This is a genomic window from Tissierella sp. MB52-C2, assembly GCF_030931715.1.
Taxonomy (GTDB): Bacteria; Bacillota; Clostridia; order Tissierellales; family Tissierellaceae; genus Tissierella.
This window is the reverse complement of sequence record NZ_CP133261.1, coordinates 1,842,631-1,854,263: the sequence shown is the minus strand read 5'-3', so window position 1 is coordinate 1,854,263 and position 11,633 is coordinate 1,842,631. Positions and strand designations below refer to the sequence as shown.

General features: G+C 37.6%; 7 protein-coding genes and 2 rRNA genes. 8 read left to right on the top strand and 1 reads right to left on the bottom strand.

Annotated features, from left to right (window positions below):
• Nucleotides 1-14: 14 nt before the first annotated feature.
• The 6 genes from ftcD (at nucleotide 15) to RBU61_RS09335 (ending at nucleotide 5,750) form a co-directional block, all read left to right on the top strand.
• Nucleotides 15-911 (top strand): glutamate formimidoyltransferase, encoded by an 897-nt coding sequence (ftcD, locus tag RBU61_RS09360; protein ID WP_308879527.1) that lies wholly within the window; start codon nucleotides 15-17, stop codon nucleotides 909-911.
• Between the two features lie 8 nt (nucleotides 912-919).
• The gene (gene hutI / locus RBU61_RS09355; protein ID WP_308879525.1) at nucleotides 920-2,185 is read left to right on the top strand and encodes an imidazolonepropionase; all 1,266 of its coding nucleotides are present in this window, start codon (nucleotides 920-922) and stop codon (nucleotides 2,183-2,185) included.
• Nucleotides 2,186-2,282: 97 nt separating this feature from the next.
• Nucleotides 2,283-3,407 (top strand): TMEM165/GDT1 family protein, encoded by a 1,125-nt coding sequence (locus tag RBU61_RS09350; protein ID WP_308879523.1) that lies wholly within the window; start codon nucleotides 2,283-2,285, stop codon nucleotides 3,405-3,407.
• A 52-nt stretch (nucleotides 3,408-3,459) separates the two neighbouring features.
• Entirely contained in the window at nucleotides 3,460-3,918 is a 459-nt protein-coding gene (locus tag RBU61_RS09345) for a chemotaxis protein CheW (protein WP_308879521.1), read from the top strand.
• Between the two features lie 5 nt (nucleotides 3,919-3,923).
• A complete protein-coding gene (locus RBU61_RS09340) occupies nucleotides 3,924-5,087 on the top strand; it encodes a sensor histidine kinase (RefSeq protein WP_308879519.1) in 1,164 nt (387 codons plus the stop codon).
• A gap of 3 nt (nucleotides 5,088-5,090) precedes the next feature.
• Nucleotides 5,091-5,750: a response regulator transcription factor gene (locus RBU61_RS09335; RefSeq protein WP_308879516.1), complete on the top strand. Its 660-nt coding sequence runs from the start codon at nucleotides 5,091-5,093 to the stop codon at nucleotides 5,748-5,750.
• A gap of 9 nt (nucleotides 5,751-5,759) precedes the next feature.
• Here RBU61_RS09335 and RBU61_RS09330 read toward each other — a convergent pair whose 3' ends face one another.
• Entirely contained in the window at nucleotides 5,760-6,671 is a 912-nt protein-coding gene (locus tag RBU61_RS09330; RefSeq protein WP_308879514.1) for a selenium metabolism-associated LysR family transcriptional regulator, read from the bottom strand.
• A gap of 439 nt (nucleotides 6,672-7,110) precedes the next feature.
• On the opposite strand from RBU61_RS09330, the gene RBU61_RS09325 reads away from it, so the two are divergent.
• Nucleotides 7,111-8,641: ribosomal RNA gene (locus tag RBU61_RS09325) — 16S ribosomal RNA — on the top strand.
• An 88-nt stretch (nucleotides 8,642-8,729) separates the two neighbouring features.
• Nucleotides 8,730-11,624 (top strand): 23S ribosomal RNA (locus RBU61_RS09320).
• Together the 16S and 23S rRNA genes form the textbook arrangement of a ribosomal RNA operon.
• The last annotated feature ends 9 nt before the right edge of the window (nucleotides 11,625-11,633 follow it).

Genomic DNA, 11,633 nt, shown 5'->3' with positions numbered 1-11,633 from the left:
CAGGGGGTATATAAATGGCTAGAATAATTCAATGTGTACCAAACTTTAGTGAAGGAAGAAATAAAGAAATTATTGAAAAAATAGTAGAAGAAATAAGAATTGTAGAAGAAGTAAAGTTACTAGATTATTCCATGGATAAAGACCATAATCGTACAGTAGTTACTTTTATAGGAGAACCAGAGAAGGTAATAGAAGCTGCTTTTAATGCTTGTAAAGTAGCATCAGAATTAATAGATATGAAAGAGCATACGGGAGAGCATCCAAGAATGGGTGCAACTGATGTTATACCGTTGATTCCAATATCAGATGTAACTATGGAGGAAGCAATTGAATTATCAAAAGTATTAGGTAAAAGAATAGGAGAAGAACTTAATATTTCAGTATATTTATATGAAAAATCTGCAAATACTACAGATAGGGAAAACTTAGCTGATGTAAGACGTGGACAATACGAAGGTATGGCATCTAAATTAAAAGAAGACAATTGGCATCCTGATTTTGGACCTATTGAACTAAATGAGAAGTCTGGTGTTACAGCAGTTGGAGCTAGAATGCCTTTAGTGGCATTTAATGTAAACTTAGGTACAAACGATGTTAATATAGCTAAGAATATTGCTAAATCTATTAGATCAAGTGGTGGTGGGTTTAAGTATTGTAAGGCCTTAGGGATAGAGATTAAGGAGAGAAACATAGTTCAAGTAACTATGAATATGGTAGATTATACGAGAACTCCATTATTTAGGGTCTTTGATGTTATAGAAAGAGAAGCTAAAAGATATGGGGTAAATGTCATAGGTAGTGAAATAATAGGATTAGTTCCTATGGCAGCAATGGTTGATGTAGCAGACTACTATTTGAGAGTAGAAAACTTTGATCATAGTCAAATCTTAGAAAAAAGAATGATGGAATAGGTGATAAAATGAAAGCCACTTTAGTTATAAAAAATATAGACAATTTAATAACATTAAAAGGTGAAAATAAACCTAGATCTAAAGAAGAATTAAAAGATATTGGAGTTATTAAAAATGGTATAATAGCCTTAGATAATGATACAATACTTTATGTAGGAGAAGGAGAACTGCCATCTAATATTAATATAGATGAGAACACGATTGTTTTAGATGGAACTGGAAAAACTGTAACTCCAGGATTAGTAGATTCTCATACTCACTTAGTACATGGTGGTTCTAGGGAAAATGAATTGGCCATGAAGTTAAAGGGAGTACCTTATTTAGATATATTGGAATCAGGTGGAGGAATTCATTCTACAGTTAAGGCAACTAGAAAAGCAAGTTTTGAAGAATTATATAATCAGGCTAAGAAAAGTTTAAATACTATGTTATCCTTTGGAGTAACTACAGTTGAGGCAAAAAGTGGATACGGTATAGAGGATTTTGAAACTGAAATAAAACAGCTAGAAGTAGCAAAAAAACTAAATGAAGATCATCCAGTAGATATTATATCTACATTTATGGGTGCCCATGCTATTCCTAGTTCTTATAAAGAAAATTCCGATGAATTTGTAGATATTATTATAAATGACATGATTCCTAGGATAGCTGAAATGGATTTGGCAAGATTTTGTGATGTGTTCTGTGAAGAAGGAGTATTTACCATAGATCAATCTAGGAAAATTTTACTTGCAGCTAGAGAATATGGAATGGGGCTTAAACTTCATGCTGATGAGATAAAACCATTAGGGGGAGCTGAATTGGCAGCTGAAATAGGATGTATTTCTGCAGATCATTTAATAGCTGCCAGTGATAATGGAATTAAGAAAATGGCTAGAAAAGGTGTAATAGCTAACTTATTACCAGGAACTAGTTTTAACTTACAAACTGGAAACTTTGCTCCAGCAAGGAAAATGATAGAAGAAGGTGTCCCTGTATCATTATCTACTGACTACAATCCAGGAAGTTGTCCGACGGAAAATATACAACTAATTATGAGTTTTGGAGCTTTAATTATGAAACTGACTCCAGAAGAAATAATTACAGCAGTAACGATAAATGGGGCAGCTTCATTGGGGTTAGAGGAAAAAATAGGAAGTTTGGACCTAGGCAAGCAAGGTGATTTAGTAATATTTGATTCTCCAAATCTAGAATATATTTTATATCATTTTGGTATAAACCATGTGGAGAAAGTAATTAAAAAAGGTGAAATAGTATATAGTAAAGAAAAGTAAAAGTTTAAATCATATTTAAATTAAATAAATTAACTTTTAGCTTGTTAGAAGTGCTATCAAGCTAAAAGTTTTTTCATTATGAAAGGAAGAAAACTAAATGCTTAAAGAACTTATTAGGGCTTTTCTATTAATTTTTGCAGCTGAAATGGGAGATAAGACTCAAATAATAGCTATGACCTTTGCAACTCAATATAAAGTAAAAGAGGTAATATTAGGAGTAATATTAGGAGTTGTTCTTAATCATGGGATTGCAATATTATTGGGTAGATTTATTTCTACAGTTGTCCCAATGAATTTAATTCAAATGATTGCTGGAATTATGTTTGTTATTTTTGGTATAATGGCTTTAAAAGATGAAGAACTGGACGAAACAAATAATAAGAAAGCTTTTAGTCCTATTATAACAGTAGCGATAGCTTTTTTTGTGGGAGAGTTAGGCGATAAAACACAATTAACAGCTATGACTTTATCTACAGAAGCTAGTTATCCTATATTTATATTAATAGGCACAACTTTAGGAATGGTTGCCACTTCTGGATTTGGAATATTTATAGGGTCTAAAATTGGAGAAAAGATACCTGAAGTTGCCATTAAAGTTACTTCATCTATAGTATTTATTTTTTTTGGAAGCTTAAAATTATTAAATACAATCCCAAAAGACTATATAAATATTCTTAATATTGTATTATACTTATTAATAATATCAATAATTGAAGTAAGTTTAATGAAAAAGCTAATCAATAATAGAAAGAAAAAGGAAAAATCTCCTATGGTTGAGGCGGCCTCTAAATTATACAATCAAACACAGGCTCTTAAAGAAACTCTAGACAGTGTATGTTTAGGAGAAGGCAAGTGTGGAAAATGTATTGGCTCTCACTGCTTAATAGGGTATACTAGGTTTATACTTAAAGAGGCAAGGGAATATGGAAATTATTATTCTGATACTTATATTAATATGGACTCTCTGATAAAGAAGGAATACGATAATAATAAGGTTTTAGAGGCCTTAAGTATTATCATAGTGGATTCTATAAATAATGGCTGGAATACAGATGAAAGTTTTGTGGTAAATAAAGTTAGGAATTCATTAGAAGTGATTATCTTTGGACAAATTATAAGTTCGAAATCTAATATCAATCTTTATTTCGAAGAGGCTAAATTATTAAATAAGAAATATGCAGTATTACTAGAAAAGAAAGTTTATACAAAGCTACATAAGTAATATTTTATATTTAAATAGAGGTAATAACTTAAAAACTAAGGAGGTAAATATAATGGCTGAAAATCAATACGTGGTTTTTAAATTAGGAAAGGGAGAGTTTGGAATTGATATAATGAATGTAAAGGAAATCATTGTCTATGAAGAATCTATTTCTCTTCCTAATACACCATCTTTCATTGAAGGGGTTGTAAACTATAGGGGAAATGTTATACCTATTGTTAATTTGAAAAAGAGATTATTATTAGGAGAATTCGAAGTAACAAAGGATACTAGAATTATTGTAATTAACTTAGATGATAGGGAAATTGGTTTTATAGTAGATGAAGCATCTCAAACTTTACGATTAGATGAAGAACAAATAGATCCTGCGCCAGCATTTATCAGTGGTATTGATAAGAAATATATTACAGGAGTAGGAAAATTAGATGAAAAGAGACTATTAATTTTAATTGATCTTAAGAAAATTTTAACTGAAGATGAGATTGAAGAGATACAAAGTCTAGAGGTTTAACAATTATGAAATCAGACTCAATAGGCATTAAAAGGTTAAATGAAATACTTGAAACTACAATTAATTCTATACAGGGAAGTAAAGATGAAATATTTGAGATTGTAGATTATGCTAGGACAGAATGTAGAAAACTAGAAGATGAGCTTAAAAGTGTTCAGACAAAAATGATAGAAATCATTGAGCAAGTAGAAAAGTTAGAGGATTTAGATAAAAGGAGTAGAAGAAATTTACTAAATAAAAGTAAAAACTTTAACCTGTTTAATGAAGATGAAATCAGAGAAGCTTATGATTTAGCTAATGCTATTAGAGTGGATCTTCTGCTAAAAAGAGAAGAAGAAAAGAATTTAGTAGAAAAAAGAATAGATTTAGAACTTCGTCTAAAAAACTCTTATAAAGTATATAAGAAGGCTGAAAATGTTAATAAGCAAATAGCTGTTGCTACAGAATATCTAATGGGGAATGCAAATAATATTTCAGACACTGTAGATGAGTTAAGTAAAAAACATTATTTAGGAATAAAAATTATTGAAGCACAGGAAGAAGAAAGGCAGAAAGTAGCTAGGGACATTCATGACGGACCAGCCCAATCTTTAGCAAATGTCATAGTGAAGGCAGAACTATGTGAAAAGCTATTAGATATGAATCAAGAAAGGGCAAAAGATGAACTTAACAATTTAAAGGGGATTATTAGATTAACTTTAAAAGAAGTTAGAAGAATAATATATGATTTAAGACCTATGTCCTTAGATGACCTAGGACTTATTCCTACATTAGAGAGATATATATCTATTTTTCAAGAAGAAACGGAAATTAAGGTTGCTTTTAAACCTTATGGTAAATTTGATGATTTAGATTCTGCTGTTCAAGTAGCTATTTTTAGAATAATTCAAGAGGCTTTAAGTAATATTCAAAAACACTCACAGGCACAGTCCGCAACTATTATAATTGAGAAAACATTGAATAAAATTAATTTATTGATTATAGATAATGGTGTAGGATTTAATCCAGATGACTACAAAAAAGGATGTAATTCAATATCTAGTGGATTTGGATTAATGAGTATAAGAGAAAGAGTTGAATTACTGAATGGTAAATTCAATATAACATCCTCTTCGAATGTAGGTACTAAAATAAGTCTATCTATGCCTTTAGTAGATGAGGAGGAATAATTAATGAAGGATAAAGTTATTAGGGTAGTAATTGCAGATGATCACCAATTAATAAGAGAAGGGATAAGACAAATACTAGAATTAGAAGATAATATAGTTGTAGTTGGACAAGCTTGTAATGGGGAAGAGGCTTTTTCTATGGCTGAAGAATTAGAGCCAGATATAATATTGTTAGATATAAATATGCCTAAGTTAAATGGAATAGAAACCTTAAAGAGAATTAAGGACATGGGAATAAAAACGAAGATAATTATTCTTACAATTCATGAGGATAGGGAGTATATATTAAAGACCTTGAAGTTAGGGGCAGATGGGTATATGCTAAAGGACTTAAGTGCAGATAGTCTAATTAAAGGGATTCAAAATGTAGCCAAAGGGCAAAAATACATTCAACCCAGTGTAGCTAATTTGGTCAAAGAATTTTCTAACTATGAAGAGTACTCTGATGCTAATATTAATAAGATCAAATCATTAACAAAAAGGGAATATGAGGTTCTTATATTAATAGCAGAGGGATTAAATAATAAAGATATTGCCGAAAACTTATATATTAGTGAAAAAACAGTGAAGAACCACATATCTAATATTTTTAAAAAGCTTGATATAAATGATAGGGTCCAGGCAGCAATATTTGCATATAAAAATAATATAAAGAAACTATAAAAGACCAGACTAATTAGTCTGGTCTTTTGCAAAGTCTAAGATATAGTTTTTGAAAGCTTCGCTCAGTGGTGATAATTGTCTGTTTTTATGAAAAGCAAAATAAAATTTTCGAGTGAAATCTAAATCATCAATATAGAAAGCTTTATACTTATTGAGGCTTAAACTAGATTGTATGGCTTTTTCTGATAAAAAACTAATTCCTACACCAAGAGATACTAATTCTATAACGGCTTCGGTATCCTCTACATATGCAACTACATTTAACTTGTTTAGAGAAACTTTAGATTTTTGAAGTGCATTTTCAACTAATTTTCTAGTACCAGATCCTTCTTCTCTTAGAATTATATTTTCATTAAATAAAATATCCTTTTTAATAGAAGAAAAGTTATCCTCTGGAAATTTAGAAGAGTTAGGAGTGATTACAACTAATCTATCTTCCATTAAATCGATATATCTTAGATTGTTTGAGGAGTGCATAGCCCCTAAAATCCCAAAGTCAGTTTCACCATCTAATATTCCTTTTACTACTTCTTGGGAGTCTTTGTCTCCTATAGTAAAGGAAACATCAGGATAAGAATTTAAAAAGTTTTTAATTATAGTAGGAAGCAAATACTTTCTAGGAACAGAACTAGAATATATATGAAGATGTCCCTGTATTTTACCTTGATAAGAGGCCAAATCAAATTTTGCCATTTCACAGGAGTTTAATATATTTATTGCATACTTGTATAATAAATTACCTGCATCTGTAAGAGTTAACTTCTTTCCAAATCTATTTATTAGCAGTGTTCCAAGCTCTTTTTCTAAATTTTGAATGTGGTTGGTTACAGTAGGTTGTGTAATATAAAGCTTTTCAGCTGCTTTTGAAAAGCTTTTTAATCTTGCAACTTCTACGAAGGTTTCTAATTGTCTAAAATCCACTTAATCACCCCTTATATATTATTATTCTAACTATATTGTAGCAAATAATAGATATAAATCCACCATTATTTTATTAGAAATATGAAAGAACTACAATCTAAACATTAATCATTAAACTAATGTGGCTAACCTAGTAAATACCAGACTTTTTTATATAAAAAAAGAAAAAATAAAGAAAAAATAAAATAACCGTTGACAAAACAATACAAAGCGTGTATAGTTATATATTGTCAGCAGCGAAACTCTTTAAAATTTCCAGTTTTGGTAAAAATAAAAAGTTTTGAAAAACAGTTGACAGCAAACGAAAAATTTGCTATACTAAGTAAGTCGCCTCGAGAGAGACGACAAGAACCTAGAAAACTAAACAGTGTGAGAAACTTTGAATTATAAAAAAGTAACACATGAAACAACAGTCAGCAAATTGAGCTGAATCAAACTTTTAAATGAGAGTTTGATCCTGGCTCAGGACGAACGCTGGCGGCGTGCCTAACACATGCAAGTCGAGCGAAGTTTTCAAAGTCGATTTCTTCGGAATGAAACTTTGATTATCTTAGCGGCGGACGGGTGAGTAACGCGTGAGAAACCTGCCTTTCACAAAGGGATAGCCTCGGGAAACTGGGATTAATACCTTATGATACTAAATCTTCACATGAAGGAATAGTCAAAGCGTAAAGCGGTGAAAGATGGTCTCGCGTCCCATTAGTTAGTTGGTGAGGTAATGGCTCACCAAGACCACGATGGGTAGCCGGCCTGAGAGGGTGAACGGCCACACTGGAACTGAGACACGGTCCAGACTCCTACGGGAGGCAGCAGTGGGGAATATTGCACAATGGAGGAAACTCTGATGCAGCGACGCCGCGTGAACGATGAAGGCCTTCGGGTCGTAAAGTTCTGTCCTTGGGGACGATAATGACGGTACCCAAGGAGGAAGCCCCGGCTAACTACGTGCCAGCAGCCGCGGTAATACGTAGGGGGCAAGCGTTGTCCGGATTTATTGGGCGTAAAGGGTGCGTAGGCGGCCTTTTAAGTCAGATGTGAAAGATCACGGCTCAACCGTGGTAAGCATTTGAAACTGGAAGGCTTGAGTTAAGGAGAGGAAAGTGGAATTCCTAGTGTAGCGGTGAAATGCGTAGATATTAGGAGGAATACCAGTGGCGAAGGCGACTTTCTGGACTTATACTGACGCTGATGCACGAAAGCGTGGGGAGCGAACAGGATTAGATACCCTGGTAGTCCACGCCGTAAACGATGAGTGCTAGGTGTTGGGGGTCAAACCTCGGTGCCGCAGCTAACGCATTAAGCACTCCGCCTGGGGAGTACGTACGCAAGTATGAAACTCAAAGGAATTGACGGGGACCCGCACAAGCAGCGGAGCATGTGGTTTAATTCGAAGCAACGCGAAGAACCTTACCAGGGCTTGACATGCCCCTGACCGGTCTAGAGATAGACCTTTACCTTCGGGTACAGGGGACACAGGTGGTGCATGGTTGTCGTCAGCTCGTGTCGTGAGATGTTGGGTTAAGTCCCGCAACGAGCGCAACCCTTGCCTTTAGTTGCTACCATTAAGTTGAGCACTCTAGAGGGACTGCCGATGACAAATCGGAGGAAGGTGGGGATGACGTCAAATCATCATGCCCTTTATGTCCTGGGCTACACACGTGCTACAATGGTCGGTACAACGAGCAGCTACTTAGCGATAAGATGCAAATCTCTTAAAGCCGATCCCAGTTCGGATTGCAGGCTGCAACTCGCCTGCATGAAGTCGGAGTTGCTAGTAATCGTGAATCAGAATGTCGCGGTGAATGCGTTCCCGGGTCTTGTACACACCGCCCGTCACACCATGGGAGTTGGCAATACCCGAAGCCAGTGAGCTAACCGTAAGGAGGCAGCTGTCGAAGGTAGGGTCAATAACTAGGGTGAAGTCGTAACAAGGTAGCCGTATCGGAAGGTGCGGCTGGATCACCTCCTTTCTAAGGAGTTCAAAAGGACTCACACTTGTTTAATCTAGTTCACACTGAACATTGAAAACTACAAATTGCAATATAAATAAGTAATTTAGGTCAAGTTATTAAGGGCGTAGGGCGAATGCCTTGGCACCAAGAGCCGATGAAGGACGGGATAAGCACCGATATGCTTCGGGGAGTCGCAAATAGACTGTGATCCGGAGATTTCCGAATGGGGAAACCTACTTGAGCAACCCTCAAGTATCATACACTGAATACATAGGTGTATGAAGGAAGACCAGGGGAACTGAAACATCTAAGTACCCTGAGGAGAAGAAAGAAAAATCGATTTCCTAAGTAGCGGCGAGCGAACGGGAAAGAGCCCAAACCAGATTTATCTGGGGTTAAGGACCAGCATAATGGAATAATAAATCTAATAGAAGAGGATTGGAAAATCCCACCATAGACGGTGATAGTCCGGTATATGAAAGAAGAATTTACCAGCTGGTATCCAGAGTACCACGGGACACGTGAAATCCTGTGGGAAGTAGGGAGGACCACCTCCCAAGGCTAAATACTCCTTGGTGACCGATAGAGAAATAGTACCGTGAGGGAAAGGTGAAAAGAACCCCGGAAGGGGAGTGAAATAGAATCTGAAACCCTACGCCTACAAGCAGTGGAAGCACATTATTCGTGTAACCACGTACTTTTTGTAGAACGGGCCAGCGAGTTATGGTAGTGAGCAAGGTTAATGACTTAAGGTCAGGAGCCGTAGGGAAACCAAGTCTTAATAGGGCGACTAAGTTCCCTGCCATAGACCCGAAACCGGGTGACCTATCCATGGGCAGAGTGAAGTTGAAGTAAAATTCAATGGAGGCTCGAACCCGTTAGCGTTTAAAAGCTATGGGATGACCTGTGGATAGGGGTGAAAAGCCAATCGAACTCGGAGATAGCTGGTTCTCCTCGAAATAGCTTTAGGGCTAGCCTCAAGGAAAAGTGATATGGAGGTAGAGCACTGAATGGTCTAGGGGCGCATAGCGTTACCAAAACCTATCAAACTCCGAATGCCATACTCATAACCTTGGGAGTCAGACTATGTGGGATAAGCTTCATAGTCGAAAGGGAAAGAGCCCAGATCACCAGCTAAGGTCCCTAAATCCAGATTAAGTGGTAAAGGATGTGAGGTTTCACAGACAACCAGGATGTTGGCTTAGAAGCAGCCATACATTTAAAGAGTGCGTAATAGCTCACTGGTCGAGAGACCTTGCGCCGAAGATTTCCGGGGCTTAAATCTGGTACCGAAGCTGTGGGATTCGTAAGAATCGGTAGAGGAGCATTGTGTGTGGGTAGAAGGTATACCGTAAGGAGTGCTGGACTGCACACAAGAGAGAATGCTGGCATAAGTAGCGAAAGGTGAGTGAGAATCTCACCCGTCGAAAGCCTAAGGTTTCCTGAGGAAGGTTCGTCCACTCAGGGTAAGTCGGGACCTAAGCCAAGGCTGAAAAGCGTAGGCGATGGACAACAGGTTGAAATTCCTGTACTAGTTATAAGCGTTTGAGAAATGGAGTGACGCAGGAGGATAGGCTAAGCGTGCCGTTGGTTGAGCACGTCTAAGCATAAAGGAAGTGAGTATAGGCAAATCCGTACTCATAATTCTGAAATGTGATGGGGATCGAAAAACAAGTAGAGAAGTAGCTGACTCCACACTGCCAAGAAAAGCTTCTATCGAGCAAGTAACTACCCGTACCGCAAACCGACACAGGTAGGCGAGGAGAGAATCCTAAGACGAGCGGAAGAACCATTGTTAAGGAACTCGGCAAAATAGCCCCGTAACTTAGGGAGAAGGGGTGCCAGGGAAACCTGGCCGCAGTGAATAGGCCCAAGCGACTGTTTACCAAAAACACAAGTATCTGCTAAGTCGAAAGACGAAGTATAGGTGCTGACACCTGCCCGGTGCTGGAAGGTTAAGGGGAAGGCTTAGCGTAAGCGAAGGCTAGAACTTAAGCCCCAGTAAACGGCGGCCGTAACTATAACGGTCCTAAGGTAGCGAAATTCCTTGTCGGGTAAGTTCCGACCCGCACGAAAGGTGTAACGATTTGGGCACTGTCTCAACAATGGATCCGGTGAAATTGTAGTATACGTGAAGATGCGTATTACCCGCGACAGGACGGAAAGACCCCGTGGAGCTTTACTGCAGGCTGACATTGGATTTCGGCATTGCATGTACAGGATAGGTGGGAGACTTTGAAGCCAGGGCGCCAGCTTTGGTGGAGTCAACCTTGGGATACCACTCTTGTAATGCTGAAATTCTAACCTGATACCATGAAACTGGTATAGGGACACTGTCAGTTGGGCAGTTTGACTGGGGCGGTCGCCTCCTAAAGAGTAACGGAGGCGCTCAAAGGTTCCCTCAGCACGGTCGGAAATCGTGCGAAGAGTGTAAAGGCAAAAGGGAGCTTAACTGCGACACCAACAAGTGGAGCAGAAACGAAAGTTGGACTTAGTGATCCGGTGGTTCCGAGTGGAAGGGCCATCGCTCAACGGATAAAAGCTACCCCGGGGATAACAGGCTTATCTCCCCAAGAGTCCACATCGACGGGGAGGTTTGGCACCTCGATGTCGGCTCGTCTCATCCTGGGGCTGGAGTAGGTCCCAAGGGTTGGGCTGTTCGCCCATTAAAGAGGCACGCGAGCTGGGTTCAGAACGTCGTGAGACAGTTCGGTCCCTATCCGTCGTGGGCGTAGGAAATTTGAGAGGAGCTGTCCTTAGTACGAGAGGACCGGGATGGACAGACCGCTGGTGTATCAGTTGTCATGCCAATGGCACGGCTGAGTAGCTATGTCTGGAAGGGATAAGTGCTGAAGGCATCTAAGCACGAAGCCCCCCTCAAGATAAGATTTCCCACTTTAAAAGTTAAGACTCCAAGAAGACCACTTGGTAGATAGGTCTCAGGTGTAAGAGTAGTAATACTTTAAGCTAAGAGATACTAATAAGTCGAGGACTTGACCTAAAAATATTG

Excerpts from the sequence above, each read along its gene's own strand:
- ftcD (WP_308879527.1), top strand. The coding sequence starts at position 15 with ATGGCTAGAATAATTCAATGTGTACCAAACTTTAGTGAAGGAAGAAAT.
- hutI (WP_308879525.1), top strand. The coding sequence starts at position 920 with ATGAAAGCCACTTTAGTTATAAAAAATATAGACAATTTAATAACATTA.
- RBU61_RS09350 (WP_308879523.1), top strand. The coding sequence starts at position 2,283 with ATGCTTAAAGAACTTATTAGGGCTTTTCTATTAATTTTTGCAGCTGAA.
- RBU61_RS09345 (WP_308879521.1), top strand. The coding sequence starts at position 3,460 with ATGGCTGAAAATCAATACGTGGTTTTTAAATTAGGAAAGGGAGAGTTT.
- RBU61_RS09340 (WP_308879519.1), top strand. The coding sequence starts at position 3,924 with ATGAAATCAGACTCAATAGGCATTAAAAGGTTAAATGAAATACTTGAA.
- RBU61_RS09335 (WP_308879516.1), top strand. The coding sequence starts at position 5,091 with ATGAAGGATAAAGTTATTAGGGTAGTAATTGCAGATGATCACCAATTA.